Genomic DNA, 25,118 nt, shown 5'->3' on the forward strand with positions numbered 1-25,118 from the left:
CACACAAGGAGGCGAAGCTATGAGGGCGAACCTGCGAGGCGTCGTAGTGCGCCTCGGCATCTTCCTGACGGTTTGCCTGCTGACCGCGCTCCTGCTGGTTGCTGTCTTCGGTCAACTCCGGTTCGAGGACGGCAAGAGCTACTACGCCGAGTTCACCAACGTGTCGAATCTCAGGGAGGGCAAGTTGGTCCGTATCGCCGGGGTCGAGGTCGGCAAGGTCAAGTCCATCGCCATCAACCCGGACGCGACGGTGCGGGTGGAGTTCACCGCCGACAATTCGGTCACCCTCACGGAGGGCACCCGGGCGGTCATTCGCTACGACAACCTGTTCGGCGACCGCTACCTGGCGCTCGAAGAAGGACCCGGCGGGCTCACGATACTGCATCCCGGCCAAACGATTCCGGTGGCCCGCACCAAACCGGCACTGGATCTGGACTCGCTGATCGGCGGCTTTAAGCCGCTGTTCCGCGCCCTGAACCCCGACCAAGTCAATGCGCTGAGTGAACAGTTGCTGCAGGCGTTTCAGGGACAGGGCCCGACCATCGGGTCGTTCCTGGATCAGGCTGCCGCGGTGACCAATACGCTGGCCGACCGGGATCAGCTCATCGGGCAGGTGGTCACCAACCTCAACGTGGTGCTGGGTTCGCTGGGTGGCCAAAGCGACCGGTTGGACAAGGCGGTGATGTCGCTATCGCAGTTGATTCACGGGCTCGCGCAACGCAAGACCGACATCTCCAACGCGGTGGCCTACACCAACGCCGCTGCCGGCTCGATCGCCGACCTGCTGTCACAGGCCCGCACGCCGTTTAGCAAGGTGGTTCACGAGACCGACCGGGTCGCGGCCATCGCGGCGGCCGACCACGACTACCTTGACAATCTCCTCAACACGCTGCCGGACAAATATCAGGCCCTGGTCCGCCAGGGGATGTACGGCGACTTCTTCGCCTTCTACCTGTGCGATGTGGTGCTCAAGGTCAACGGCAAAGGTGGACAACCGGTGTATGTCAAGGTGGCCGGCCAGGCCACGGGACGGTGCGCGCCGAAATGAAATCCTTCTCCGAACGCAACCTGCTGGCCATCGGCACCGTCGGCATCGTGACGGTCGCCGGGATGGTGGTTGCCGCCCTGCAGTACCAGAATCTGCCCTTTTTCAGCCACGGCAAGGGCGTCTCGGCCTACTTCGCCGACGTGGGCGGGCTGCGGACCGGCAACGCCGTTGAGGTTTCTGGTTATCCGGCGGGAAAGGTCTCCAGCATCGCGCTCGACGGGTCGGGTGTGCTTGTCACGTTCACGGTCGACACCAACGTTCGGCTCGGAAACCGCACCGAGGCCGCGATCAAAACCAAGGGTTTGTTAGGCAGCAAGTTCCTCGACGTCACACCCCGCGGGGAAGGCCACCTCGAAGGCCCCATCCCGATGGAGCGGACGACGTCGCCCTACCAGCTACCCGACGCACTGGGTGACCTGGCGACCACGATCAGCGGATTGAACACCAACCAGCTATCTGATTCGCTGGCCACCCTGGCGCAAACCTTTGCCGATACCCCTGCCAATTTCAGGAAGGCGATAACCGGTGTGGCCCGGCTCGCCCAGACCCTCGATCAGCGCGACGCCCAACTGCGTAGCCTGCTCGACAACGCCGCCAAAGCCACGGGGGTACTGGCCAAGCGCACCGACCAGATCGTCGGCCTGGTACGCGACACCAATGCGCTGTTGGCGCAGCTGCGCACCCAAAGCGCCGCGCTGGATCAGATCTGGGCCAATATCTCGGCGGTCTCGAAACAATTGCAGGGCTTTATCACCGAGAACGGCCAGCAGCTGCGGCCGGCGCTCGACAAGCTCAACGAGGTGCTGGCCATTGTCGAAAGTCGCAAGGACCGCATACAGAAGGCCCTGCCGCTGATCAACACGTATGTCATGTCGCTGGGTGAGTCGCTGTCTTCCGGACCCTTCTTCAAGGCCTACGTGGTCAACCTGCTGCCCGGTCAGTTCGTGCAGCCGTTCATCAGTGCCGCGTTCTCCGACCTAGGACTCGACCCGGCCACCTTGCTGCCCTCGCAGCTGACCGACCCACCCATCGGCCAACCCGGTACCCCGCCGTTGCCGATGCCGTACCCGCGCACGGGTCAGGGCGGCGAGCCGCGGTCGACGCTGCCCGACGCGATCACAGGCAGTCCCGGCGACCCACGCTATCCCTACCGGCCGGAACCGCCGGCTCCGCCGCCCGGCGGCCCACCGCCCGGACCGCCCGCGTCGCCGCCACCCAGGCTGCAATCCACGCCCGAGCCGACCCCTTCGCCCGTGTATGTGCCGGCACCGGGCGAGGCGCCACCCACACAGCAGCCCGGAGGCCGCCCGTGATGGCCAAGTTGCGACGTGCCCGCTCGGTGTTGGCAACCGTACTTGCCTTGATGCTCGTCGCGGGCGTAATCGTCGCCATGCGAACAGCGGACGGCGGCGCTCGGACCGTCGTGGTCGCCTACTTCGACAACAGCAACGGCGTGTTCGCCGGGGATGACGTCCTCATCCGGGGCGTCCCGGTGGGCAAGATCCTCAAGATCGAGCCCCAGCCCCTGAGATCCAAGATTTCGTTCTGGTTCGATCGCAAGTACAAGGTCCCCGCCGACGCCAACGCGGCGATCCTGTCGCCGCAACTGGTGACGGGCCGAGCGATCCAGCTCACTCCGCCCTACACCGGCGGGCCCGCAATGGGCGATGGCGTGGTCATCCCCCAAGAGCGCACCGCGGTGCCCGTCGAGTGGGATGACTTGCGGGCGCAACTTCAGCGGCTTACCGACTTGCTCAAGCCCACGCGGCCCGGCGGTGTGAACACGCTGGGTGCACTGATCAATACCGCCGCCGACAACCTGCGCGGGCAAGGCCCCACCATCCGCGACGCGATTATCAAGCTGTCGCAGACGGTGTCGGCGCTCAGCGACCACCGAGATGACATCTTTTCCACCTTGAAAAATCTGTCCACCCTGGTGACCGCGCTGCACGACAGTACAGATCTGCTCGAGCAACTCAACCACAATCTGGCCACGGTGTCGGCGTTGCTGGCCGACGACCCGAACAAGGTTGGTCAGGCGGCCGAGGACCTCAACGCGGTCGTGGCCCACGTGAAAAGCTTCGCTGCCGACAACCGCGACGCGATCGGCACTGCATCGGACAAGCTCACCTCGATCACCAATGCGTTGGTCGAAAGCCTCAACGACATCAAGCAAACACTGCACATAGGCCCGACGGTATTGCAGAACTTCAACAACATCTTCGAACCGGCCAACGGTGCGTTAACAGGCGCGCTGGCGGGCGTCAACATGGCCAACCCGATCGCGTTCCTCTGCGGGGCGATCCAGGCCGCGTCCCGGTTGGGAGGCGAACAGGCGGCGAAACTGTGCGCGCAGTACATTGCGCCGATTGTTAAGAACCGCCAGTACAACTTCCCCCCACTAGGGGAGAACCTCTTCGTCGGCACACAGGCCAGGCCCAACGAGGTCACCTACAGCGAGGACTGGATGCGGCCTGATTACGTTCCGCCAGAACAGAATTCACCTCCGCCAGCTCCGGCTGCGCCGGCCGCTGAGACGGTGGCCTCCGACCCCGCGGCCGGGCTGCGCGGCATGATGCTGCCGCCGGGAGGTGGTTCGTGATGACCCGCCGATGGCGCCGTCCAGCGGCGAGCCTGGTGATGGCCGTCGTCGTGGTCGGGATATCCGGTTGCGGCTGGCACGGACTGAATTCGCTGCCGCTACCCGGGACGCAGGGCAACGGCCCAGACTCGTTTGCGATTCGGGCGCAGATGCCCGATGTCAACAACATCCAACCAAACTCGCGGGTGCGCGTCGCCGACGTCACTGTCGGCCACGTGACCAAAATCGAGCGGCAGGGCTGGCATGCGTTGGTGACCATGCAGCTCAACGGCGACGTCGACCTGCCCGCCAACGCAACGGCCAAGATCGGCACGACCAGCCTGCTGGGTTCCTACCACATCGAGCTGGGGCTGCCCAAAGACCAACCGCCGCAAGGCAAGCTGCGCGACGGCTCGCTCATTCCGCTGTCACACGGCGGGGCCTACCCGAGCACCGAACAGACGCTGGCGGCGCTGTCGCTGGTTCTCAACGGCGGCGGGCTGGGCCAGGTACAGGACATCACCGAGGCGTTGAGCATCGCGTTTCGGGACCGCGAGCACGATCTGCACAGCCTGATCCGGCAGCTGGACATATTCACCGCTCACCTCAACGACCAATCCGGTGACATCATCTCGGCCAGCGAGAGTCTGAACCGCCTGATCGCAAAGTTCGCCGACCAGCAACCCGTCCTCGACCGCGCTTTGGCGACCATCCCCGATGCGCTCGCGGTACTCAACGACGAGCGGGACAAGCTCGTTGAGGCTGCCGGTCAGCTCAGTGGATTCAGCGCCCTGACGGTCGACTCGGTCAATAAAACCAAAGCCAACCTGATTCAGGAATTACGGCAGCTCGGACCGGTGCTGGAGTCGCTGGCCAACGCCGGTCCCGCCCTGACCCGATCGCTGTCGCTGCTGGCCACCTTTCCCTTCCCGAACGAGACATTCGAGAATTTCCAGCGCGGCGACTACGCCAACCTCACAGCGATCGTCGACCTCACGCTCAGCCGAATCGACCAGGGACTATTAACGGGCACCCGGTGGGAGTGTCATCTCACCCAGCTCGAGCTGCAGTGGGGTCGCACCATCGGCCAGTTCCCCAGCCCGTGCACCGCGGGCTACCGGGGTACTCCTGGCAATCCGCTGACCACGCCCTATCGCTGGGACCAGGGGCCCTAGATGCTGCACCTCCCGCGACGGATCATTTTTCAGCTGGCCGCTTTTACCGTGATTGCACTGGCCGTGCTGGCGGTCACCTTCCTGCATTTCGTCAAGCTGCCGGCCATGCTGTTCGGGGTCGGCCGCTACACCGTGACGGTGGAGCTGCCGCAAGCCGGCGGGCTGTATCGCACCGGCAATGTCACCTATCGCGGCTTCGAGGTGGGCCGGGTGGAATCGGTGCAGCTGACCCATGCCGGCGTCGAAGCGGTGCTGTCACTGAAATCGGGCATCGCTATCCCGTCGGACCTCAAAGCCGAGGTGCACAGCCAGACGGCAATCGGCGAAACCTACGTCGAGTTGTTACCGCGCAACGCCACCTCGCCGCCGCTGAAGGACGGCGACGTGATTCCGCTGGCCGACACCTCGGTGCCGCCCGACATCAACACGCTGCTCGGCGCGGCCAACTCCGCTTTGGCGGCGATACCGCGCGACAACCTCAAGACGGTCGTCGACGAGTCTTATACCGCGGTGGGCGGGCTGGGGCCAGAACTTTCGCGCCTGATCACGGGTTCGACCAGTCTGGCGATCGATGCGCGCAAGAATCTCGACCCGCTGATTGCTTTGATCGACCAATCGCCGCCGGTCCTCGATTCGCAGACCGACACGTCGGATGCGATTGCCGGGTGGGCTTCACACCTGGCCACCGTCACCACGGAATTGCGGACCCACGACGAGGCCGTCGCCGGCGCGATCGACAAGGGCGGCCCAGCGTTGGGCGAGGCGACCAAACTGATCGAGCGACTGCAACCTACTCTGCCGATCCTGCTGGCCAACCTCGTCAGCGTCGGCCAGGTCGCACTCACCTACCAAAACGACATCCAACAGCTACTGGTGGTGTTTCCTATGGCCATCGGCGCCGACCAGGCCGGCATCCTGGCCAACCTGAATACCAAGCAGGCATATCGCGGTCAGTATCTGAGCTTCAACCTCAACCTCAACCTGCCGCCGCCGTGCACCACGGGGTTCCTCCCGGCCCAACAGCAGCGCATCGCCACGTTCGAGGACTATCCGGACCGCCCAGCCGGTGATCTGTATTGCAGGGTCCCGCAGGACTCGCAGCTGAATGTCCGTGGCGCCCGGAACATCCCGTGCGAAACCGTGTCCGGCAAGCGTGCACCCACCGTGAAGTTGTGTGAGAGCAAAGAACAGTATGTGCCGCTCAATGATGGCTATAACTGGAAGGGCGACCCCAACGCAACGTTATCCGGTCAGGACATCCCGCAGCTGCCGCCCGAGTCGGCACCGCCGGCCACCGGCCCGGCTGGACCTGGCCCGGCACCGCCACCCGTCGCAGCCGCCCCGTACGACCCGACCACCGGCACCTATACCGGACCGGACGGCCATCAATACACGCGATCGGACCTGGCTCAAACCGCGCCTAAAAACAAGACATGGCAGACGCTGTTGCTGCCACCCGGGAGCTGACAACGATGACGAATCTCACCAAGACGATGTCGATGGAGGACGGTATGTCGGTCACAACTGAGTCTGAACCGGCGGCGGAGGTCGACCTGCCCGATGCCGACCTCGAGGACGATGTCTCCGGAATCGCGGCGGCCGAACCGGATAGCGCGCCGAAAACTCGGATGAAAAAACGCAAACCGGCGGTGTGCCCGGCAACGTTGTTCGGCCTGGTCGTCACCCTAGCGTTGACGATAGTATTGTGCTGGTTAGGATTTCGTGCTTACCAGTCACAGCAGGCGCAGAACCAGCGGAGTCAATTGCTCCACGTGGCCAGGCAGGGCGCCCTGAACCTGACCACCATCGACTGGCGGCATGCCGATGCTGATGTGCGTCGCATCCTGGACAGCGCAACAGGCGAGTTCTACAACGACTTCTCCAAGCGGTCACAACCGTTCATTGAAGTGCTTCAGCAAGCAAAGGCCACCACAGTCGGCACCGTCACCGAGGCGGGCTTGGAATCGCAGACCGCCGACACCGCCCAGGCGCTGGTAGCTGTGTCGGTGCAAACCACGAATGCCGGCGAGGCCGACCCGGTTCCGCGGGTGTGGCGGATGCGAATCACGGTCCAGAAGGTCGGCGACCAGGTCAAGATCTCCAACGTCGGATTCGTGCAGTGAGTGCGGCCGCGTCGCCACGGAGGGGCGAGTACGATGAAACGAGCGAGGAACTGGAAATGGCCTTGGAGGCAACGCAATCCGGCGGAGCCGAGCGAATCGAAGATCAGATCGCAGCGGCCGCCGAGGTCGACACGCCAGAACCGCGTGGGAGCTCTACCAGACCCTGGCGTGGCGTTGGCTGGTCACGGGTGATCGCTTACGGATTGCTGCCCGCACTGGCGTTGTCGCTGGCATCTGCTGCAGCCTTTGTGAAGTGGTGGGACGCCTCCATCCGCGGCGCCACGGTCGCCCGTACGGAATCCGTGCAGGCTGCCACAGACGGCACCGTCGCACTGCTGTCGTACCGGCCCGACACCGTGCAGAAGGATCTTGAGACCGCGCGAGGGCGATTGACCGGCACGTTCCTGAACGCCTACACAAAACTGACCCACGACGTTGTGATCCCCGGCGCACAGCAAAAGCAGATCTCGGCCGTAGCCACCGTCCCGGGCGCAGCGTCGGTATCGGCAGCCACCGACCACGCCGTCGTCCTGCTGTTCGTGAATCAGACCATCATCGTTGGCCACGACGCACCGACCAACACGTCATCAAGCGTTCGGGTCACCCTCGAGAGGGTCGATGGGCGCTGGCTGATATCCCAATTCGATCCGGTCTGAGTTGTCCGCAATGGAACGGTGGCGACCGCGCGCACTCGAAAAACCAGTCGCAGCTGCGGTTTTGGCGGGTGTTCTGTTGCTCGCGCCATCGGTGACGCCACACGCACGCGCTGACGAGGTGGCCTACCTAGTGAACGTGACGATGCGTCCGGGCTACCACTTTGCCAATGCTGACGCCGCCCTGGGCTACGGACATGGCGTCTGCGACAAGGTGTCTCAGGGCCGCACCTACGCGCAGGTCGTGAGCGAGGTGAAAACGGACTTCAACACGGGCGATGAATATCAAGCCTCATACCTGATAAGCCAGGCGGTCAACGAATTATGTCCTGCGCTGATCTGGCAGTTGCGAAACTCCGCGGCCCACTAAGGAGATCGACATGAAACACCATACGCTGACCCTGCCCGCATTGTTCGCCGTGGCATCCGCTGCCGTAGCGGGTACGCAGGCCGCGTACGCCGACAACAAGCGGCTCAACGACAGTGTGGTCGGAAACGTCTTCACCGTTCAGCACCAAGCGGGCTGCACCAACGACGTCAAGATCAACCCGCAGCTACAACTGGCCGCCCAGCAGCACGCCGTCGACCTATTGAACAACCGAACCCTCAACGGGGACATCGGATCTGATGGTTCTATGCCGCAAGACCGCGCGAATGCGGCGGGCTACCGTGGCGCTGTGGCCGAAACTGTGGCGACCAATCCTGCGGTGGCGATCAGCGGCATCGAGTTGATCAACCAGTGGTACTACAACCCCGCGTATTTCGCGATCATGTCCAATTGCGCGAACAGCCAGATCGGGGTTTGGTCCGAGAACACCCCGGATCGCACCGTCGTGGTGGCCGTTTATGGACAGCCCTCGAGACCGACGCCAGCCAGACCTATGGGTCCGGAATCAGGACTTCCGTCTCCGGTTGTGTTGCAAGAGAATGTGCCACTGGATCCAAGCCCCGACTACGACGCCAGCGATGAGGTCGAATTCGGCATCAACTGGCTACCGTGGATCCTGCGGGGCGTATACCCCCCGCCCGCCATGCCGCCACAATAGGTATGTCGTCGTCGATGCGGCGGCAAACCGATGCCTGGCACGGTAGCGTGACCGGCACCCGAGGAGGCACGCATGTGACAGGCATCATCCGGGCGCAGCGCTGTGCGACCCGGCTGACCGCCATTCGCGTCGCGGCGGGTGTATTCGTCGGGTTGCTAGCGCTGCAGTGAATCGGCTGCAGTCCCTCAACGACCATCAAACCCGGCGGGGCGGCGCAATCGGTCGTCGACGTCGTGTCCGGGAAGACCGGCTTTCATCCGATGCGCGCTGTCCATCCGGGGTGGAAGCCAAAGTCGGAGGGCAGTTCGACTGTCCCTTCACCGGGCCGGAGGGCAAGCATTACACCGCCAACATGCGCATCACCAAAGTCGAGGGCGAACAGGTCGTCTTCGACGTCAAGAGCCGCCCCAGGTAGGCCCGGGCGGCCCCAGGCGATCCGCCGCGCCCGCCAGCACCTCGCGGCACCCCGCCCACATCCGCGTGATGATGTCGGCGGCGGGCGCGATGTCTTCGATCCGCCCGGCCACCTGCCCGGTGTTGGCGACGCTGGCGTCCATGTCACCCTCGAAATACAGCCGCTGCACCCGTTGCAGCGCGGCGGTGCCGCCGCCGAAAGACGTTTCCTCGTCCAGCCTTTCGGCGGCGGCCGTCCGGATGACGCGCATCATGCGGTGGCCGTCGAGGGGGAGTAGGACGGTGGACGTTTCGTCGGCCGCGATGACCGCCCGCTTGAGGTTGTCGTGCACCGGGGATTCCGCCGATGCCAGCAGCCGCGTGCCCATCTGCACGCCTTCGGCGCCGAGAACGAAAGCGGCCGCCATCGACCGCGCGTCGCAGATCCCTCCGGCGGCCACGATCGGAACGTCGATTTGCGCCGCCACCAGCGGTAGCACCACCATGGTCGACGCGCCGAACCGATTCTTGAAGCCGCCGCCCTCGACGCCTTCCACGATGAGTCCGTCCACCCCGGCGTCGACGGCCTTGCGGGCCGCGGCGAGGGTCCCCACCACATGAAACACGGTGATGCCGGCGTCGTGGAGCCGGTGGGTGAACAACGCGGGATCGCCGGCCGAGGTGGTGACGAAGCGGATGTCGTTGGCTGCCAGCAGATCCACGGTGGCCGGGTCGCGGTTCATGATCAGCGCGATGTTCGCGCCCACCGGACGGTCGGTGAGGTCACGCACGCGTCGCAGATCGGCCCGGCCCTGCTCGGACGTGGTCTCGATGATGCCCAGCCCGCCCGCGTTGGACACGGCCGCGGCCAGCTGGGCACCGGCGATGTAGGTCATGGGCGCCTGAATGATCGGGACGTCGATCCCGGCGAGTCCGCAGACGCGGTTCGGTGTGGGGCGCGCGGTCATGCGTCCTGCGGATCGATGAGGTCGCGAAATCCGGCGGCGGGGTGGACCGAGGCGCCCAGACGCACCACGCGGTCACTGAGCCCTTTGTCCGACGTCACCACCCGGATCTCGTGCGGTCGGGGGTCGGCTTCGACGCGCCGGACGATCTCGTCGTCGGCCGAGTTTGCGGCCGCCCTGGGCGCATAACCGATCTCGATGACCGAGGCGGCAATGGCGGTCGACGGCGGCCGCTCAAAGACGACCGTCACGGGGTCTCCATGCCCGGCGGCCCATCGGTCGAGGCGGTCGGCCAACGCGACCATGGCGCGGCCGCGGTCCTTCCACCAACCGTCCGGGCGGCTGCCGATCACGTTCATGCCGTCCACGATCCACCGCACAACCCCTACCGTAGGGCGAGGATTTCGCCGGGACGCGAACGGGCCCGGCATTGCACGGCGCGCGATTTCATCCTGTTCCACGTTAAGCGGTTGGTACGGTCACCGATATCAGTTTCCCGCTGATGCCGTCGCAACGATGGGACAGGTGAATGACGTCGATTGCCGACACCGATGACCGGGTGGTCTCGCTGGCCCGCGGAATGCGCGAACTGGTGCAGGCCGAGGCCGCCGAATCCGAGCGGATGCGCACCCTCACTCCCGCGATCGTCGAGGAGATGTGGGCGACCGGGCTGATGTCCGCCTTCAACCCGGTCGCGGCCGGCGGCATGGAACCGTCGTTCGCTCAAATGATCGAGACCTGGATCGAAATGGCATGGCAAGACGGCTCTTTCGGTTGGATCGGGATCGCCAACCTGCCGTCCTCGTTCGCCGCGGCCGCGTATCTACCCGACGAGGGCTTCGCCGAGGTGTTCACTGCGCACGACAACCGCGTCACGATGGGCGGCCAATTCTTCCCCAACGGTCAGGGATCCGCCGTCGATGGCGGCTACCTGGTGAGCGGGTCCTGGAACTTCGGCTCGGGCACCGGGCACTCGCAGTACGTCGCGGCCGGGTTCCTGCCCATGGACAACGGCGAGATGCGCTGGATCAGTGAGGGCTTCCCCGAGATGCTGGTCGCGGTGATTCCCCGCGACCAGATCAGCTTCAACGACGGCTGGTTTGTGCAGGGGCTCAAGGGAACCGGGTCCTACGACTACAGCGCCCAGGAGGTGTTCGTGCCGGCGAGCCGCACCTTCGAGCTGTTCGCGCGCCAGCCGCATCGCGGGATGTCGCCGGCCACCCGGATGGGGCTGATGCCGGTCACCGCCGCCGGCCACGCGTCGTGGGCACTCGGCGTCGCCAAAAGCATGCTCGACGACGTCCAGGAGCTTGCGGCGACGAAGTTCCGGATGAGTGACATGGCGTCGCTGGCCAGCCGCCCCACCTTCCAGAAGGGCCTGGCGCACCACCGCGCGGCCTGGCGAGCCGCCCGTCTGCTGGTGATCGACGCGTTCACCACCGCCGAGGCCGCGGTCGCGTCGGGGGAGGAGCTGACACCTGCCCTGCGCGCGGACATGCGGGTGGCGGCCGTCTACGCGACCGATACGGCCCGAGGCTGCGCGGAGTGGGCACACCTGGTCGCCGGCACCAGCTCGATCCGGGAGGGCAGCCGCCTAGAGCGCGCTTTCCGCGACATCTACACCGGGACGCAGCACGCCTTCATCAGTGAGAAGGTCGCCATCGACGTCGCGCAGATCTGGCTCGGCATCATCGATGACCAGCCGGGGCTGTGACTCGCTGACTACACCAGGCGTTCGCCCGGCTGTTGGTCGCCCAGCTCGTCGCGCTGGCCTTCGTCCTGGTTGCCCGTGAGCGACGAGGCCAGGCCGGGTCCGGCGGTGCTTCCGGCCGATGCGCCCTGGGCGATCGAGCCGAGCGAGCTCAGGGGGGCGGCGCCGGCGCCCAGCAATGTCGACGCGACGGTGCCGGCGGCGGGCATCGCGGGGCCAGCGCTCGGGACCGCCGGCGAGGTGGTCGGCACGGTCGGCGCCGGGCTGGCGACCGGGCCTGGGGTGACCGGTGACGTGTCCCAGGGAGCCGGGCCGCCCGCGCCGAGCGGCGGCCCCGCGGACATCAGTCCGCTTCCGCCCGCCGGTCCGACGAAAGTCTGGCCGGCGATTCGGCCGCCGGCCGAGTGCAACGAGCCGGCCGTCTCGCTGTCGACCTGGGCGTACATCCGGGCGATGTCGGTCAGCGCGGCGCCCGTCCGGGCGACCTCTGCCTGAGCCGCGGTGTTGAGGGCCAGCATCGCCGCGCCCTCCGCGGCAAATGCGGCCACCGCCTGCATCGAGACCTCGTCCGCGCCGGCGGGAGCCAGCGCGGTCACCGGGCCGGCCGCGGCCGCGCCGGAGGCCAGACCCCGGGTGGCGAGGTCCACCACCTGCACCCCGATGACGCCGGCGGCCGGGTCATGTGACAGCGGTTCCATGTGCGTGTGCTCCTGTGCGAGCGATGAGCGCCGGTACGTCGAGACCAGCTGCGCCGGACGATGAATCAAGTCTAAGGGCGCCGGCGGTGTGCTGCCCACACTTTCAGCCGGGCCCCACCCGGCCGTCGTCTCGGGCTCGAGCGCACGGCGCAAAAGCCCGAAATTGTCGGCCTCCTGCGATCGTCGCCTACTATCAGCCCATGCGCGGCTCAAAGATCCTGATCACCGGCCCGACCGGTCAACTGGCAACCCCCATTGCGCGGGCACTCGCGGCCGACAACGAGGTGTGGGGCATCGCCCGCTTCACCGATCCGGCCGCGCGGGAAGGTCTGGAGAAGGTGGGCGTCCACTGCCAGACGGTCAACCTGGCGGCCGGCGACTTCAGCGAGCTGCCAAACGATTTCGAGTACGTCCTCAACCTCGCGGTGGCCAAGAGCGGGCACTGGGACAAGGACCTCGCGGCCAATGCGGAGTCGGTGGGCCTGCTCATGGCGCACTGCCGCGGCGCCAGGGCGTTCCTGCATTGCTCTTCGGCCGCCGTCTATGACCCACCCGGCGATGACCCCCGAGCCGAGGACGCCGCCCTGGGCGACAACCACAAGCCGCTGTTTCCCACGTACTCCATCTCCAAGATCGCCGGGGAAGTCGTTGCGCGGTCGATGGCGCGGGCCCTCGGAGTGCCCACCACCATCGCCCGGCTCAACGTCCCTTATGGCGACAACGGGGGGTGGCCCTTCTACCACATGGAGATGATGCTCGCGGGCATCCCGATCCCCGTCCCGCCCGGGGAACCCGCCCGCTACAACCCGATTCACGAGGACGACATCATCGCGACCATCCCGAAGTTGCTGGAGGTGGCCGCGGTACCGGCGACCACGGTCAACTGGTGCGGCGACCAAACGGTCAGCATCCAGGAGTGGTGTGGCTACCTCGGTTCATTGGTGGGCAAGGAGCCGGTCTTCGAGGTGAGCGCTCAAGCGCTGCGCGGCAATCCCACCGACTGCGCGCGGATGCATGAGCTCATCGGTGGCACGACGGTGGACTGGCGCGACGGGTTGCGGCGCATGGCCGCCAAGTTTCATCCAGAGTTGGTCGGCGCGTAGGAATTACCGGTGCGCGGGGGACCCGACGATGCGCAGCGGCTGCGAATCCTCGCGCTGCTCCGCCGCGTCCGCGACCGCATCGACCGGGAGTACGCGCGGCCGCTGGACGTGGAGGCGCTCGCCCGTGACGTGCACCTGTCCGCCGGCCACCTCAGCCGCGAGTTCCGCCGGGCGTACGGCGAGTCGCCCTACTCCTATCTGATGACGCGGCGCATCGAGCGAGCGATGGCGCTGCTGCGGCGCGGTGACCTCAGCGTCACCGAGGTGTGTTTCGCCGTCGGTTGCTCCTCGCTGGGCACCTTCAGCACTCGTTTCACCGAACTGGTCGGCGTGCCGCCGAGCACGTACCGGCGCCGGGGGGCGGGTGCGCTGGCCGGCATGCCGCCGTGCGTGGCCAAACAGGTCACCAAACCGATCAGGAATCGAGAAGCAGCGGTCACCGGGCCGCATTTAGCCTGACGCCATGGACATCACGATTCACTCGAGCTTCCTGCCGCACGACGACCCGGAATCCTCGCTCGCGTTCTATCGCGACACCCTCGGCTTCGAAGTCCGCCTCGATGTCGGGAAGGGCAAGATGCGCTGGATCACCGTCGGCCCCCCGAGCCAGCCCGACACGTCGATCGTCCTGAGCCCGGCGGCCGCGAACCCGGGCATCACCGAAGACGAGCGGCGCACCATCGCCGAAATGATGGCCAAGGGCAGCTACGCCACCTTGCTCTTGGCGACCAAGGACCTCGATCGCACCTTCGAGCAGCTGCAGACCGGCGACGCCGACATCGTCCAGGAGCCGACGGACCAGCCTTACGGACTGCGTGACTGTGCCGTCCGCGATCCGGCGGGCAACCTGGTCCGCATTCAAGAATTGCGCTAACCGCCGCCGGGCATCGGTAGGGCAGTTGCCCGTTTCGCGGCACCCTACCGCGGACTCATCCGTGAATGCGGCCCTTGACCGCGCCGCGCCCACAATGCTAAGCAAGTGCTCAGCATTTCAGCGGCGGCCGGATGGCCCGCCATACGGGAGGGATCAGATGACGCTGCAGACGGTATTGGATGACATCCGCAAGCGCCCGGGGACTGGGGACGTCATCGCGGTCATCGACCCCGCCACGGAGGAGATGATCACCGAATTCACCGACTGTGGGGAAGCCGCGGTCGACGATGCCGTCGGGCGGGCCAGGGATGCCTTCGAGTCGGGCGTCTGGTCCCAACTCCCGGGCCGCGAACGCGCCAAGATCATCTGGCGCATAGCGGACTTGATCGACGAACACGCCGAGGACTTCGCTCAGCTCGATTCGCTCAACACCGGCATGCCGTTGCTGCAGGCAAGGTTGCAGATGTCCACCTGCTCGGAGTTCTTCCGCTACTACGCCGGTTGGTGTTCCAAGATCAACGGCGTCGCATACGACGTGAAGACCGACGGCATCGCGACGGACGCCTTCGTCGACATGCACGCCTACACGCTGAAGGAGCCTTATGGCGTGGTGGGGCTGATCTTCCCGTGGAACGGCCCGATCTTCAACGCCAGCGCGAAGCTGGCACCCGCGCTGGCCGCCGGCTGCAGCATGCTCGTCAAGCCCGCCGAGGAAACACCCTTGTCGGCGCTCTTGCTGAACAGGCTGGTCCACGAAGCGGGTGTGCCCGAGGGCGTGGTCAACCTGCTGACCGGTTACGGCCACACCGCGGGCGCGGCGATCACCGCGCATCCCGGCGTCGAGAAGGTCGCCTTCACCGGGTCGACCGAGGTCGGTAAGGAGATCGTGCGGGCGTCGGCCGGCAACCTGAAGAAGGTCACGCTCGAACTCGGCGGGAAGTCGCCGGTGCTGATCTTCGACGACGCCGACCTGGACAAGGCCATCCTGATGGCGTCGTTGGGCATCTTCGTGCACTCCGGGCAGGGGTGCGTGTGCGGATCGCGGATCTTCGCGCAGCGCGGCGTCTACGACCGGGTCGTCGAAGGCATCGCGATGATGGCGAATACCTTCAAGTTGGGCGCCCCGAGCGAGGAGGGCTGCGTCAGCGGCCCATTGATCAGCCAGAAGCAGCTGACCCGCGTCATGGGCTTCATCGACGAGGGCAAACGCGACGGCGTCGAGGTCGTCACCGGCGGCCACCGGCTCGACCGCAAGGGCTACTTCGTCCACCCGACCGTGCTGACCAACGTCGACCCCGGCATGCGGCTCTACCAACAGGAGATCTTCGGGCCGGTGGTGACCGTCCTGCCGTTCGACGACGAAGACGAAGCGGTGGCCATGGCCAACGACACCACCTACGGCCTGGCCGCCACCGCCTGGACCGAGAACGTTGGCCGCGCCCACCGGATCGTCAAGCGGCTGCAAGCGGGCAGCGTCCAGGTGAACTGCCAGTTGGTGTTCGACCACGACGTGCCCTTCGGCGGTCACAAGCAGTCCGGCTGGGGACACGAGTTCGGTCGCGAGGGCATCGACATCTACTTGAAGACGAAGTCGGTCTGGGCCCAGCTCTGAGTTACCACCGACGCGGGAAAGCCCCGAACCATCAGGGTTCGGGGCTTTCGTCAGCTCACGGTCGCGTTCACGATCCCTTGGCGTACCGAGTCAGGAACCCGACGGCCGCGACCCCCGAGACGGCACCGATCACGCCCCACAGCACCAGCTGGAAGACCATCGAACCCAGGAACCAGCCGAATGTCATCCCGATGTAGAGGGCCCAGAACAGGCGGAAGGCGCTCCACAGCGCCACGGCGCCGGTGCTGAGGCCGATGTAGAGGCTGCGCTGCCGGTCCACCCGATTGATCTGCTCTTCGATGCCGGCCGGGACGATCTTCATTTCTGACTTCCTTTCGTGGGGCGCCGCCGGGTTGGCGTCGTCGTTGGGCCAAGTACAGCCGCGCGAACCCGCTACCGATCCCAAACAGCCCACCCGACGGCACGCGGTGCCCCTGATTCGCGCGATAAGGCGAGAGTCGGGCGACACCGCCGTTGGGGAACGACCTCACTTGCGGACCACCCGCGCGGGTGGATCAATTCAGGTGGACACCACACCGCGGCGTGGCGTAGCCCCTCACCGGGTATCCGCCGGGGCGTGGGTTGGCGACGCTGGGCGTCGTCCGCCATTTGAATCGAGGAAGGAACGGTCCCGATGATCAATCCGCTCAAGCTCGCCGAGCAGGTGGCCGAATCGGTGTTGGCGGTTGGCGGCATCCGGATCGGTACCGAGGAACCGAAGTTCACGCGCCAGCCACTGACCGCCACAGTCGAGATCCGCCGCTACGGTCCGCGGATCGCCGCCGAGACGACGGTCGACGCTGACGAAAACCGCGCTCGTGACGCCGGGTTCCGACGATTGGCGGGCTACATATTCGGCGGCAATCGGCGCGATCAATCGATCTCGATGACGGCACCCGTCGGCCAGCAGTCGAGCCGGGGCGGCGAACAGATCGCGATGACCGCGCCCGTCGTTCAGTCCGCCGGCGCCGAGACCGGCTGGACGATCAGGTTTTTCATGCCCTCGAAGTGGACGATGGACACCCTGCCCGCCCCCGACGATGACCGCGTCCGCCTCGTCACCGTGCCGCCGGCGACGGTCGCGGTGCTGCGGTTCAGCGGTGACCGCAGCCCCAAGGCGGTCGCCTCTCGCACCCGCGAGCTCTTGGACATCTTGCGGAACAAGGGGATTCAGCCAGCCGGAGACCCCGAAGCCTGGTTCTACGATCCGCCCTGGACATTGCCGATGCGGCGTCGCAATGAGATCGCGATTCCCATCGATCCGGCGACCACACCGGAGTAGCCCAGATGGGGCGGCGGATCGGTCCACGGTCGCGTGCGCGGCTCACCGGGTCGGGTGCCGGTACCGTGTCGCGGAGATGACTCATCAGGAAGATCGCAAAGTGGACGCCGGGCTGCTGACCGGCGTATCGGAAACGGCGCTGCTGACGCTTTACGGAAGGGCACACCAGGCCGCGCAGCCCGACCCGATCATCGACGACCCCATGGCCATCAAGCTCGTCGACGCCATCGACTTCGACTTCGACAAGTTCGGCCGCAGGGGTCAGGAGATGGCGCTGCGCTCGCTGGCCGTCGACCGATGCGCCGGCGCCTACCTCACCACCCACCCGGCGGCGACCGTCGTCGCGCTCGGGGAAGGCTTGCAAACGTCCTTCTGGCGGCTGGACCGCTCACTGGCCGAGCCGCAATTCAGGTGGGTCTCAGTGGATTTGCCTCCCGTCGTCGAACTTCGGCAGCGCCTACTCCCGCGTTCCGCGCGCATCACCCATCTCGCACAATCCGCCCTCGACTACACGTGGATCGACAAGGTCGACGCCCGCAACGGCGTGTTCGTCTCCGCCGAAGGCCTGTTGATGTATCTGCAGCCCGACGCGGCGCTGGGACTGATCGCCCGGTGTGCCAAGAGCTTTCCCGGCGGTCAGATGTTCTTCGACCTCCCGCCGACCCTCGTCAAAAGGATTGCACGGAAGGGGTTGCGTTCGTCCAAGCGCTACCGGGTGCCGCCGATGCCGTTCAGCCTCTCGGCGCGTCAACTGGCGAAGTTACCGCAGACGATGCCCGGCGTCCGCGCCTTCCACGATGTCCCGATGCCGCCGGGCCGGGGCATGTTCTTCGGAACGCTCTACCCCGCGTTCTGGCGCTTCCCACCGGTGAAGCCGTATCGCGGCGTCTACGCCCTGCTCGAATTCGGCTGAGCGTCAGCCGACCTTGACCACCAGCTTGCCGACGTTCTTGCCGTCGAACAGCATGTTGATCGCCGTGGGCAGCTGATCGAACCCCTCGACCACGGTCTCGAGCGGCGTGAGCTTTCCCGCCTCGATCAGGCCGGCGATCTCGCCGAGCGCTTCCGGGGCGCGCCCGAAGTGGTCGAGGACGATGAAGCCCTGCACGGTGGCGCGCTGGATGAGCAGATTCCCGAACGCCCGCGGACCCGGCGGCGGGTCTTCCGCGTTATACCCGGAGATCAAACCGCACAGCGCGACGCGGGCGCCGATGTTGAGGCGGGCGAAGATCGCGTCCATGATCTCCCCGCCCACGTTCTCGAAGTCGACGTCGATGCCGTCGGGTGTTGCCGCCGCCAGCTGGGCGGCCCAGTCGTCGGCACGGTGGTCGACGACGGCATCGAAGCCCAACCGGTCGGTGAGCAGCGAGCACTTCTCGGGCCCCCCGGCGATCCCGACGACACGCGCACCGGCCGCCTTGGCGAGTTGGCCGGCCACCGAGCCGACCGCGCCGGCCGCCGCGGAAACGACGACCGTCTCGCCGGGCTGCGGCTTGCCGATATCGCGGATCCCGATCCACGCGGTGAGTCCCGTCATCCCCAGCGCGCCCAGGTAGGCGCTCGGCGAGATGCCCTGCGCGACGTCGACCGGATTGATGAGCGACGTGTCCGAGACGACCGCGTACTCCTGCCAGCCGAGGAGGCCCTGCACCCGCTGTCCGACGGCGTAGGTGGAACTCTTGGACGCGACCACCTCGCCGAGCGCTGCGGCGCGCATGACCTCGCCGATCCCTACCGGAGGCAGGTAGGTCGGGGTGTCGTTGATCCACATGCGGTTCGTCGGGTCCAGCGAGATCCAGTCGACGCGCACCAGCGCCTCGCCGTCGCCGAGGTCGGGGATCGCCTCTTCGGTCAATTCGAAAGTGCCGGGGCCGATACGGCCGGTGGGACGTTCGCGAAGCAGGAAACGACGGTTTCGTCCGGTCATTAGCGCACCGTACCCTTCAGTCAGGGGGCCGCCGAGCGGAAGGTTGTCCTCGATGAACGTGGTGTCGCAAATCGTCGTAGTTCCCGTCGCCGTTCTGACGATGGCGGCCCTGTCGCTGCCCGGGTCGGCCGCCGCAGACCCGCCACCCACACAGCAGATCACCGTCGTGGCCGTCGGGCCCAGCGGCCAACCGATCAACGGCTACAAGGAGACGCCCCCCGAGGGCAACGTCTACGCCGTCAGCGACTGCAGCACTCCGTCGCCGTCGGCCGTCGCCGAGGACGTCTACTATTGCTCGCCCAGCGTGGCCGGCGCCGGCACCTGCTGGCCGTCGACGCCCGGATCGATGCTGTGCGTGGACGATCCGTGGCAGCAGCGTCTGCACCGGGTGAGCTACGACCGTCCGCTCCCGCCCGTGCAGCCGACCGCCACCCCGGACCCGTTCGCACTGACCCTCGACGACGGCACCCATTGCCTGCTGCGCAACGGGGGTGCGTGGGGAGCACGCACCGACGGGTACGAGGGCGCCTACAGCTGCAGCGGCACCGGCGCGCACCTGGCGGTGCTATGGCTGCCCAGCCAGGGCGCGGGGAGTTGCGTCGACCGCTCCTCGGCGGTGTGGACGGTCAAGGTCGGTCAACTCGGCACACCCGGCACCGCCTTCCCGCCGCCCCAGACCCGCGCGGTGACCAGCGCCTGGTTCGCGGGCGGCAAGGCCGGTCAGTAAAGCGGCGACAGCGCTGCTATAACGCAAGGTATGTCAAGCCCCGATCACACGATCACCCATGTCTCCGATACCGCCCGGTGGACCGCGCTGCACCGGGCAACCGAATCGGCCCGGCCCGATGCTCTGTTCAACGACCCGCTCGCAGAACGCCTGGCCGGCGAACACGGCCGCGAGATCGTCGCGGCCGTCCCGCGGTCGACGCGCAACGGCTGGTGGCTCGTCGCGCGGACCAAAATCATCGACGACACCATCGCGGAAGCGATCGCAGGCGGCTGCGACCGGGTGCTGAATCTTGCCGCCGGTCTGGACACCCGGCCCTATCGGCTGGCGCTGCCGGCCGATCTGACCTGGGTGGAGGCGGATCTGCCGAAGTTGCTCGCCGAGAAGACGCAGCTGCTCGCCGACGAGGTGCCGCGGTGCCGGCTGACCCGCATCGCCGTCGATCTGGCCGACCCCGCGGCCCGCGGCGCGTTCCTCGACGAGGCGCTGCGCGGCGCCACCAATGCGCTGGTGCTGACCGAGGGCCTGTTGATGTATCTGGAGGAAACGGACGTCGAGTCGCTGTCAGCGGCGCTCACGCGGCCCGAAATCTCGTGGTGGATGCTCGACTTCGCCGGGCCCGGCCTGAAGAAGATGATGAACAAGAAAATGGCCGGCATGTTGCAAAACGCACCGTTTAAGTTCGCGCCCGAAAACGGGTTGGCATATTTCGAAGGCCTGGGCTGGCGCACCGTCCACGTGGAGGCGCTGTATATGGCCGCCCACCGGTTTCACCGCCTGCCGTTGTGGATGCGCCCGCTGGCCTGGCTACCCCAGCCGGATCCGCGTCACCCGGGCGGAAGGGCGTGGAGCGCGGTGACCCTCCTCACCCGTTGAGCCGCGCATCAGTAGCCCGATTAGTAGCGCGCACAACAGATTACATCGGCGTTCAGCCGACATGGTGCGCCAAAATGTTAATGCGGCGGGTCCGGCATCTTACGGTCGCCCGACGATTCGGGGATCTGGCTATTTGCGCTGCGGAAGCGCGGTGCCGGTCTTAATATCGCCGCATGCGCATCACGGTCAAATTCGACCAGGGTTTCAAATATCCCGAACTCGAGCAGTTGTGGCGCCTCGCCGATCGTCTTGGTTTCGAAGCGGTGTGGGATTACGACCATTTTTACGGGCCGATGGAACACACCGACCCGACCTTTGAGGGCTGGACCACGCTCGCCGCCATGGCGGTGGTGACTCGACAGGCGCGCATCGGCTGCCTGGTAGCCGGCGTGACGTACCGGAACCCGGCGATCCTCGCCAAGATGGCGGTCACCGTCGACCACGTTTCCGGCGGGCGGCTCGACTTCGGGATCGGGGCCGGTTGGCATGAGGACGAGCATCGCGGCTATGGGATCGAGTTTCCCAGCCCCGGCACCCGCGTCGCGATGGTTGACGAGGCGCTGACCGTGATCCGTCGGCTCTGGACCGAGGAATCGGTGACCTTCGCCGGCAGGTTTTTCACCCTCCAAGACGCGCTGTGCGAACCCAAGCCGCTGCAGAGGCCACACCCACCGATCATGATCGGCGGCACCGAGCCGAAGATGTTGAGCGTCGTCGCGCGCCACGCCGACATGTGGAACATGCCCGGGCACGAGGGGCCCCAGAGGTGGGCGGAAATCAACGGCAGGCTTTCCGACGCGTGCTCCGTCGTGGGCCGGGACCCGAGCGAGATCGAGCGTTCCGCGCAGGTGTCACTGCATCCGGCCGAACCGGGCCAGGTGGATGAACAGCTGGCGTTGTTACCCGAATTCGAGCGACTCGGCTGCCAGCACATGGTGCTGGCCTTCCGCGAGGCGCCGACGGCGGGTCTCCTCGAACGCTGCCGGGCGCTGGACTACCAGACCCGTATCCAGTCGACGAGCATGTTAGCGGGGTAGGTGCCCGGCCCGGGATCACCGCCGCCCGAACCGGCCACCGCCAGGTTGAACACCGGATAAACGGTGTAGCCCGGCGCATTGAACGGCCAATCAGGCAGCGAGCTCGCCGGTACATCGAAGTAGGGCTGGGCGCCGTCGGCGTAGTCCTTCCAGAACCGGATGCCGGCCTCGTCCCACTGGGTGCGCCAGGTGTGCCACCCGCCGTCCATCGCGATGTTGTGGGTCTTCCATTCGCCGCCGTTGGCTTTCGCGTGGACGGTGGTCGCCGAAGGCCAACTGCCGTTGCCGTACCACTCCATGACGTCGATCTCGCCCTGGTCGTCATTGCCGAGCCAGTAGGCCGGCCACGCGCCCGCGGTCAGGCAGTCGAGTTTGATACGGGCTTCCCAGGTATGGCCGACGCCGCCGCGCCAGAGGCTTTGCACCTTGCCGCTGTAGTAGGTGGGTCCATCCTTGGCGGCGCGCAGCACGAGGTTGGAGTTGCCGTCGAGGAAGACGTTGCGCCGGTCGTCGCGGTACTGCCCGATGTGCTCGGGCTGCTCCCAATACGTGGGGTCCTTGATCGTCTCGCGGGCCTTCGCCACCGTCCACTTCGAGGCGTCGGGGGCCGAGCCGGCGGGTCCGGTGAAGTCATCCTGGAAGATGTAGCTGCCGGTCTGGCCGCTGGGCGCGGCAGGAACGGGTGTGCGGTCTGCCGGCTGGGCCCGGGCTTGCGGCGCAGGCAGCGCGGCTGCCAGCACGCCGATCCCGGTCGTCAACATCAGGCGGCGGCGATCAATCTTGGCCATACGCAAGGGACCATAGCAGCCCCCGCCGTACGCAGCCGAAACCGAAATGTGTCGGTGGCCGCCGCTAACGTTTCGGATTGCCGACGGGCCTGCACGGACGGCGGCGCGACGGTGGTTGACGGATTAATGGAAATTCATGGCTAATTCTCAACTTCATGGATGGTTTGGTCTCAGGATCGGCCGGGCATTCTGAGATCACAAGCCGATAATCACTGGTCGTTTTAATAGCGGGTTGCGCTGAGAGGAGTTGACGATCGTGGCTGATACAACGGGAGCGACGGTTATTTTCCTTCAGTCCCATCCGTCATGGGCCGCGGCTCGGCGTCACGAGCGTGAACGCGGTGAGGCGATGCGCCGTCATCCCGCATTCCGCGCAGCCCGCAGCGCGGCGGTTCCCGGCGGCGAGGTCATACCGCTCATCCGCGACTTCAAGCTGTACTCGAGCACCAACACACCAGCCTGATCATTCCGCGCGAATTACCCGCAAAACTTGGCCTCTTGGTGATCCGGCTGCGCTAAGCCGGCGCGGAATCGTCTTCCGAATTGCGATCGGGCGTTTCCATCGATCCCGGCTTCTACTACCGTGGGTAGTAGAAGCCTGATTGGGGACGCGATGTCCGGCAACGCATTTTCGGGGGAGTGCACACCGCCCGCATCCCGCGGCGATGATCATTTTCGCCGCGGGATGTCGGCATCGCCGCCGTCGATCATGGTCGGTGGCACGATTCAGGGGATCATCGTGATACTCGCACCCGTACTCGTGTTGCGCGACCATCCGCGGGCTCCCTGGCGCGATCGCCGCCGGTTTCGCCGGCGCCGCGCTGTTCGGCTACGCGCACGTGTTCCCGACGTTCCTGCCAAGCTTGCAGGACAGCTTCACGTCTGGACCCCGGATCAACGGGACATGGTTCTTCTGGCTGACCGCCGTCGGCGAGATCGGCGCCGGCGTGGCGCTCGGCTACGTTGGTCTGCGCATGCGAGGACGGCTGGCCGTCGAACCCGTTGAAGCGTAAGCGTATTCGCCCTCGCGCCGGTGGGCACCGCGCTCAGGCCGGACCGGTCAGAGCTTGCCGGCGACGAAGTCGGCGGCCTGGTTGGCCATCCCGGCATCGATGTAGGCACCGGCGAGGTGCTGCGGCCAGTTGGCTTTCCAGGTGTTCGGGTCGGCCGGGTTGCAGATGGGGTCGGCGCCGTGGCACAACTCGATGGTCCGGTCGTTGTAGATCGGGCTGAAGTTCGTGATCGGGCCGACCCACTGGCTGCCGTTGCCGAACAAGGCGACCGCCGCGATGTGCTGGTCGGCGCCCGGCGGCAAAGGACTGTCGAAGCCGAACGCACCGATGGGCGCGGCGAGCACCACGTCGGTCACCGCCGCGCCGAGCGAGTAGCCGCCCAGCACCAGTCGGGTACTGGGACAATTGGTGATCATGTCCTGGACGTGGTGGCTCATGTCGTTGGCGCCCTGGGCGACCTCGGTGTCGGCGGGGTAGTTCACCGCATACACGCCGATGTTTTTATTGACCTTGGACCGCAGCGAACTGATGAACGCGTTGCCCAGCGCTCCCACGCCCGGCGATTCCATGCGGCCGCGGGCGAACACCACCTGCACCGGCGGGCAGTTCGCCGCGGCGGCATTGGGAATGGCGGACGGCGGCAGCACAGCGGGCAAGGCCAGCGCGGCCGCGGTCAGAACCGCCGCCAGGCCGACGTCACCGAGTCTGCGGACGAGCACAGCACGATCGTAGAGCGATCGCGACACGACCGCTGGCCAATGTTGCCGGCCGGCGCAGACCACCCTGCCGGCGTGACGCCGGTGACCGATAGGTTCGGGATGTGAGTCACTCCGACGTCAGATCAACCGAGCGCCTGTTCGCCCTGGCCGAGCAGGTGCGCGGTTTCCTGCCCGCCGACGAGGGGCGCGCCCTCCACGACGCCGCGCTGCGCTATCTCGACGGCGGCGTCGGGGTCGAGATCGGCACCTACTGCGGCAAATCCACGCTGTTGCTCGGAGCCGCGGCCCAGCAGACGGGCGCCGTGCTCTACACGATCGACCACCACCACGGCTCCGAGGAGCACCAGGCCGGCTGGGAGTACCACGACGCCTCGCTGGTCGACGAGGTCACGGGACTGTTCGACACGCTGCCGACCTTCCGGCGCACGCTCGATGCCGCGGGGCTGGACGACCACGTCGTTGCCGTCGTGGGCAAGTCGCCGGTCGTGGCCTCCGGTTGGCGGTCGCCGCTGCGGTTCTTGTTCATCGACGGCGGCCACAGTGAGGCCGCCGCCAACCGGGACTTCGACGGCTGGGCGAAGTGGGTGGCCGCCGGTGGCGCGCTCGCCATCCACGACGTGTTCCCGGACCCCAAGGACGGCGGACGCCCCCCCTACTACATCTACTGTCGTGCAATCGATTCCGGCCAGTTTCGGGAGGTCTCGGCCACCGGATCGCTGCGCGTGCTCGAACGCGTCAGCGGTGAGCCGGGCGAGGCGATCTAGCTC

29 protein-coding genes are annotated in these 25,118 nt (G+C 66.4%); 22 read left to right on the forward strand and 7 right to left on the reverse strand.

The window, feature by feature from the left end; genetic code table 11:
• The first annotated feature begins 19 nt into the window (after positions 1-19).
• From G6N51_RS04280 to G6N51_RS29390, 10 genes are all read left to right on the forward strand, one after another.
• Positions 20-1,048, forward strand: a complete 1,029-nt coding sequence (locus tag G6N51_RS04280) for a virulence factor Mce family protein (RefSeq protein ID WP_083170611.1) — start codon at positions 20-22, stop codon at positions 1,046-1,048.
• Positions 1,045-2,361, forward strand: a complete 1,317-nt coding sequence (locus tag G6N51_RS04285) for a virulence factor Mce family protein (RefSeq protein ID WP_083171014.1) — start codon at positions 1,045-1,047, stop codon at positions 2,359-2,361. The genes G6N51_RS04280 and G6N51_RS04285 overlap by 4 nt, the downstream gene beginning before the upstream one ends.
• Positions 2,358-3,650, forward strand: coding sequence for a virulence factor Mce family protein (locus G6N51_RS04290; RefSeq protein WP_142274896.1), 1,293 nt, complete (start codon positions 2,358-2,360; stop codon positions 3,648-3,650). Before G6N51_RS04285 ends, G6N51_RS04290 begins: the two co-directional genes overlap by 4 nt.
• Positions 3,650-4,804, forward strand: a complete 1,155-nt coding sequence (locus G6N51_RS04295) for a virulence factor Mce family protein (protein WP_083170617.1) — start codon at positions 3,650-3,652, stop codon at positions 4,802-4,804. The genes G6N51_RS04290 and G6N51_RS04295 overlap by 1 nt, the downstream gene beginning before the upstream one ends.
• The gene (locus G6N51_RS04300) at positions 4,805-6,271 is read left to right on the forward strand and encodes an MCE family protein (protein WP_083170618.1); all 1,467 of its coding nucleotides are present in this window, start codon (positions 4,805-4,807) and stop codon (positions 6,269-6,271) included.
• Between the two features lie 44 nt (positions 6,272-6,315).
• The gene (locus G6N51_RS04305) at positions 6,316-6,927 is read left to right on the forward strand and encodes a mammalian cell entry protein (RefSeq protein ID WP_083171016.1); all 612 of its coding nucleotides are present in this window, start codon (positions 6,316-6,318) and stop codon (positions 6,925-6,927) included.
• A 56-nt stretch (positions 6,928-6,983) separates the two neighbouring features.
• On the forward strand, positions 6,984-7,583 hold the full coding sequence (locus tag G6N51_RS04310) for a hypothetical protein (RefSeq protein WP_232078193.1): 600 nt from the start codon (positions 6,984-6,986) through the stop codon (positions 7,581-7,583).
• 10 nt (positions 7,584-7,593) lie between these two features.
• Complete coding sequence (locus G6N51_RS04315) at positions 7,594-7,950, forward strand: DUF732 domain-containing protein (RefSeq protein WP_083170620.1); 357 nt, start codon at positions 7,594-7,596, stop codon at positions 7,948-7,950.
• A 10-nt stretch (positions 7,951-7,960) separates the two neighbouring features.
• Complete coding sequence (locus G6N51_RS04320; RefSeq protein WP_083170621.1) at positions 7,961-8,626, forward strand: CAP domain-containing protein; 666 nt, start codon at positions 7,961-7,963, stop codon at positions 8,624-8,626.
• Between the two features lie 280 nt (positions 8,627-8,906).
• Positions 8,907-9,041, forward strand: coding sequence for a hypothetical protein (locus G6N51_RS29390; protein WP_264054554.1), 135 nt, complete (start codon positions 8,907-8,909; stop codon positions 9,039-9,041).
• Here the strand turns inward: G6N51_RS29390 and G6N51_RS04330 are convergent.
• Together G6N51_RS04330 and G6N51_RS04335 are read right to left on the reverse strand one after the other, a co-directional pair.
• Entirely contained in the window at positions 9,022-9,987 is a 966-nt protein-coding gene (locus G6N51_RS04330) for an NAD(P)H-dependent flavin oxidoreductase (RefSeq protein ID WP_083170623.1), read from the reverse strand. The genes G6N51_RS29390 and G6N51_RS04330 overlap by 20 nt on opposite strands.
• Positions 9,984-10,364, reverse strand: a complete 381-nt coding sequence (locus G6N51_RS04335) for an NYN domain-containing protein (protein ID WP_083170624.1) — start codon at positions 10,362-10,364, stop codon at positions 9,984-9,986. Before G6N51_RS04335 ends, G6N51_RS04330 begins: the two co-directional genes overlap by 4 nt.
• Before the next feature lie 149 nt (positions 10,365-10,513).
• Between G6N51_RS04335 and G6N51_RS04340 the strand changes: the two genes are divergently transcribed.
• Positions 10,514-11,698, forward strand: coding sequence for an acyl-CoA dehydrogenase family protein (locus tag G6N51_RS04340; RefSeq protein WP_083170625.1), 1,185 nt, complete (start codon positions 10,514-10,516; stop codon positions 11,696-11,698).
• Positions 11,699-11,706: 8 nt separating this feature from the next.
• Here the strand turns inward: G6N51_RS04340 and G6N51_RS29395 are convergent, their stop codons facing one another.
• Positions 11,707-12,393, reverse strand: a complete 687-nt coding sequence (locus tag G6N51_RS29395; protein ID WP_083170626.1) for a PE family protein — start codon at positions 12,391-12,393, stop codon at positions 11,707-11,709.
• 200 nt (positions 12,394-12,593) lie between these two features.
• Here G6N51_RS29395 and G6N51_RS04350 point away from each other — a divergent pair, with 200 nt between their 5' ends.
• The 4 genes from G6N51_RS04350 (at position 12,594) to G6N51_RS04365 (ending at position 15,982) form a co-directional block, all read left to right on the forward strand.
• A complete protein-coding gene (locus G6N51_RS04350; protein WP_083170628.1) occupies positions 12,594-13,496 on the forward strand; it encodes an NAD-dependent epimerase/dehydratase family protein in 903 nt (300 codons plus the stop codon).
• A 9-nt stretch (positions 13,497-13,505) separates the two neighbouring features.
• Entirely contained in the window at positions 13,506-13,955 is a 450-nt protein-coding gene (locus tag G6N51_RS04355) for a helix-turn-helix transcriptional regulator (RefSeq protein ID WP_083170631.1), read from the forward strand.
• A gap of 4 nt (positions 13,956-13,959) precedes the next feature.
• Positions 13,960-14,370 (forward strand): VOC family protein, encoded by a 411-nt coding sequence (locus G6N51_RS04360; protein ID WP_083170634.1) that lies wholly within the window; start codon positions 13,960-13,962, stop codon positions 14,368-14,370.
• 157 nt (positions 14,371-14,527) lie between these two features.
• Entirely contained in the window at positions 14,528-15,982 is a 1,455-nt protein-coding gene (locus tag G6N51_RS04365; RefSeq protein WP_083170637.1) for an aldehyde dehydrogenase family protein, read from the forward strand.
• A gap of 67 nt (positions 15,983-16,049) precedes the next feature.
• Here G6N51_RS04365 and G6N51_RS04370 read toward each other — a convergent pair whose 3' ends face one another.
• Positions 16,050-16,304, reverse strand: a complete 255-nt coding sequence (locus tag G6N51_RS04370; RefSeq protein ID WP_083170640.1) for a hypothetical protein — start codon at positions 16,302-16,304, stop codon at positions 16,050-16,052.
• 312 nt (positions 16,305-16,616) lie between these two features.
• Here G6N51_RS04370 and G6N51_RS04375 point away from each other — a divergent pair, with 312 nt between their 5' ends.
• Both G6N51_RS04375 and G6N51_RS04380 read left to right on the forward strand, forming a co-directional pair.
• On the forward strand, positions 16,617-17,264 hold the full coding sequence (locus tag G6N51_RS04375) for an SOUL family heme-binding protein (RefSeq protein WP_083170647.1): 648 nt from the start codon (positions 16,617-16,619) through the stop codon (positions 17,262-17,264).
• 76 nt (positions 17,265-17,340) lie between these two features.
• Positions 17,341-18,177, forward strand: a complete 837-nt coding sequence (locus tag G6N51_RS04380; RefSeq protein ID WP_083170650.1) for a class I SAM-dependent methyltransferase — start codon at positions 17,341-17,343, stop codon at positions 18,175-18,177.
• Between the two features lie 3 nt (positions 18,178-18,180).
• On the opposite strand, the gene G6N51_RS04385 is transcribed toward G6N51_RS04380, so the two are convergent.
• On the reverse strand, positions 18,181-19,191 hold the full coding sequence (locus G6N51_RS04385; RefSeq protein ID WP_083170652.1) for an NADP-dependent oxidoreductase: 1,011 nt from the start codon (positions 19,189-19,191) through the stop codon (positions 18,181-18,183).
• 52 nt (positions 19,192-19,243) lie between these two features.
• Between G6N51_RS04385 and G6N51_RS04390 the strand changes: the two genes are divergently transcribed.
• The 3 genes from G6N51_RS04390 (at position 19,244) to G6N51_RS04400 (ending at position 21,831) form a co-directional block, all read left to right on the forward strand.
• Positions 19,244-19,918 (forward strand): hypothetical protein, encoded by a 675-nt coding sequence (locus tag G6N51_RS04390; RefSeq protein ID WP_083170655.1) that lies wholly within the window; start codon positions 19,244-19,246, stop codon positions 19,916-19,918.
• Positions 19,919-19,948: 30 nt separating this feature from the next.
• Positions 19,949-20,794: a class I SAM-dependent methyltransferase gene (locus G6N51_RS04395; protein ID WP_083170658.1), complete on the forward strand. Its 846-nt coding sequence runs from the start codon at positions 19,949-19,951 to the stop codon at positions 20,792-20,794.
• Positions 20,795-20,967: 173 nt separating this feature from the next.
• Positions 20,968-21,831: a TIGR03560 family F420-dependent LLM class oxidoreductase gene (locus tag G6N51_RS04400; RefSeq protein WP_083170661.1), complete on the forward strand. Its 864-nt coding sequence runs from the start codon at positions 20,968-20,970 to the stop codon at positions 21,829-21,831.
• On the opposite strand, the gene G6N51_RS04405 is transcribed toward G6N51_RS04400, so the two are convergent.
• Positions 21,789-22,619: a glycoside hydrolase family 16 protein gene (locus G6N51_RS04405; protein ID WP_083170664.1), complete on the reverse strand. Its 831-nt coding sequence runs from the start codon at positions 22,617-22,619 to the stop codon at positions 21,789-21,791. The two genes, G6N51_RS04400 and G6N51_RS04405, sit on opposite strands and share 43 nt — an antisense overlap.
• A gap of 839 nt (positions 22,620-23,458) precedes the next feature.
• Between G6N51_RS04405 and G6N51_RS28765 the strand changes: the two genes are divergently transcribed.
• On the forward strand, positions 23,459-23,632 hold the full coding sequence (locus tag G6N51_RS28765; protein ID WP_167528572.1) for a hypothetical protein: 174 nt from the start codon (positions 23,459-23,461) through the stop codon (positions 23,630-23,632).
• Between the two features lie 47 nt (positions 23,633-23,679).
• Here the strand turns inward: G6N51_RS28765 and G6N51_RS04410 are convergent, their stop codons facing one another.
• Positions 23,680-24,351, reverse strand: coding sequence for a cutinase family protein (locus G6N51_RS04410; protein ID WP_083171018.1), 672 nt, complete (start codon positions 24,349-24,351; stop codon positions 23,680-23,682).
• Between the two features lie 101 nt (positions 24,352-24,452).
• Between G6N51_RS04410 and G6N51_RS04415 the strand changes: the two genes are divergently transcribed.
• Entirely contained in the window at positions 24,453-25,115 is a 663-nt protein-coding gene (locus tag G6N51_RS04415) for a class I SAM-dependent methyltransferase (protein ID WP_083170667.1), read from the forward strand.
• Positions 25,116-25,118: the final 3 nt, after the last annotated feature.

The organism is Mycobacterium paraseoulense, from assembly GCF_010731655.1.
GTDB lineage: Bacteria > Actinomycetota > Actinomycetes > Mycobacteriales > Mycobacteriaceae > Mycobacterium > Mycobacterium paraseoulense.

What these genes read in the sequence shown, in the direction of transcription:
- G6N51_RS04280 (WP_083170611.1), top strand. Translation starts at nt 20, where the DNA reads ATGAGGGCGAACCTGCGAGGCGTCGTAGTGCGCCTCGGCATCTTCCTG.
- G6N51_RS04285 (WP_083171014.1), top strand. Translation starts at nt 1,045, where the DNA reads ATGAAATCCTTCTCCGAACGCAACCTGCTGGCCATCGGCACCGTCGGC.
- G6N51_RS04295 (WP_083170617.1), top strand. Translation starts at nt 3,650, where the DNA reads ATGACCCGCCGATGGCGCCGTCCAGCGGCGAGCCTGGTGATGGCCGTC.
- G6N51_RS04300 (WP_083170618.1), top strand. Translation starts at nt 4,805, where the DNA reads ATGCTGCACCTCCCGCGACGGATCATTTTTCAGCTGGCCGCTTTTACC.
- G6N51_RS04305 (WP_083171016.1), top strand. Translation starts at nt 6,316, where the DNA reads ATGTCGGTCACAACTGAGTCTGAACCGGCGGCGGAGGTCGACCTGCCC.
- G6N51_RS04310 (WP_232078193.1), top strand. Translation starts at nt 6,984, where the DNA reads ATGGCCTTGGAGGCAACGCAATCCGGCGGAGCCGAGCGAATCGAAGAT.
- G6N51_RS04315 (WP_083170620.1), top strand. Translation starts at nt 7,594, where the DNA reads ATGGAACGGTGGCGACCGCGCGCACTCGAAAAACCAGTCGCAGCTGCG.
- G6N51_RS04320 (WP_083170621.1), top strand. Translation starts at nt 7,961, where the DNA reads ATGAAACACCATACGCTGACCCTGCCCGCATTGTTCGCCGTGGCATCC.
- G6N51_RS04330 (WP_083170623.1), bottom strand. Translation starts at nt 9,987, where the DNA reads ATGACCGCGCGCCCCACACCGAACCGCGTCTGCGGACTCGCCGGGATC.
- G6N51_RS04340 (WP_083170625.1), top strand. Translation starts at nt 10,514, where the DNA reads ATGACGTCGATTGCCGACACCGATGACCGGGTGGTCTCGCTGGCCCGC.
- G6N51_RS29395 (WP_083170626.1), bottom strand. Translation starts at nt 12,393, where the DNA reads ATGGAACCGCTGTCACATGACCCGGCCGCCGGCGTCATCGGGGTGCAG.
- G6N51_RS04350 (WP_083170628.1), top strand. Translation starts at nt 12,594, where the DNA reads ATGCGCGGCTCAAAGATCCTGATCACCGGCCCGACCGGTCAACTGGCA.
- G6N51_RS04360 (WP_083170634.1), top strand. Translation starts at nt 13,960, where the DNA reads ATGGACATCACGATTCACTCGAGCTTCCTGCCGCACGACGACCCGGAA.
- G6N51_RS04365 (WP_083170637.1), top strand. Translation starts at nt 14,528, where the DNA reads ATGACGCTGCAGACGGTATTGGATGACATCCGCAAGCGCCCGGGGACT.
- G6N51_RS04370 (WP_083170640.1), bottom strand. Translation starts at nt 16,304, where the DNA reads ATGAAGATCGTCCCGGCCGGCATCGAAGAGCAGATCAATCGGGTGGAC.
- G6N51_RS04375 (WP_083170647.1), top strand. Translation starts at nt 16,617, where the DNA reads ATGATCAATCCGCTCAAGCTCGCCGAGCAGGTGGCCGAATCGGTGTTG.
- G6N51_RS04380 (WP_083170650.1), top strand. Translation starts at nt 17,341, where the DNA reads ATGACTCATCAGGAAGATCGCAAAGTGGACGCCGGGCTGCTGACCGGC.
- G6N51_RS04385 (WP_083170652.1), bottom strand. Translation starts at nt 19,191, where the DNA reads ATGACCGGACGAAACCGTCGTTTCCTGCTTCGCGAACGTCCCACCGGC.
- G6N51_RS04390 (WP_083170655.1), top strand. Translation starts at nt 19,244, where the DNA reads ATGAACGTGGTGTCGCAAATCGTCGTAGTTCCCGTCGCCGTTCTGACG.
- G6N51_RS04395 (WP_083170658.1), top strand. Translation starts at nt 19,949, where the DNA reads ATGTCAAGCCCCGATCACACGATCACCCATGTCTCCGATACCGCCCGG.
- G6N51_RS04400 (WP_083170661.1), top strand. Translation starts at nt 20,968, where the DNA reads ATGCGCATCACGGTCAAATTCGACCAGGGTTTCAAATATCCCGAACTC.
- G6N51_RS04405 (WP_083170664.1), bottom strand. Translation starts at nt 22,619, where the DNA reads ATGGCCAAGATTGATCGCCGCCGCCTGATGTTGACGACCGGGATCGGC.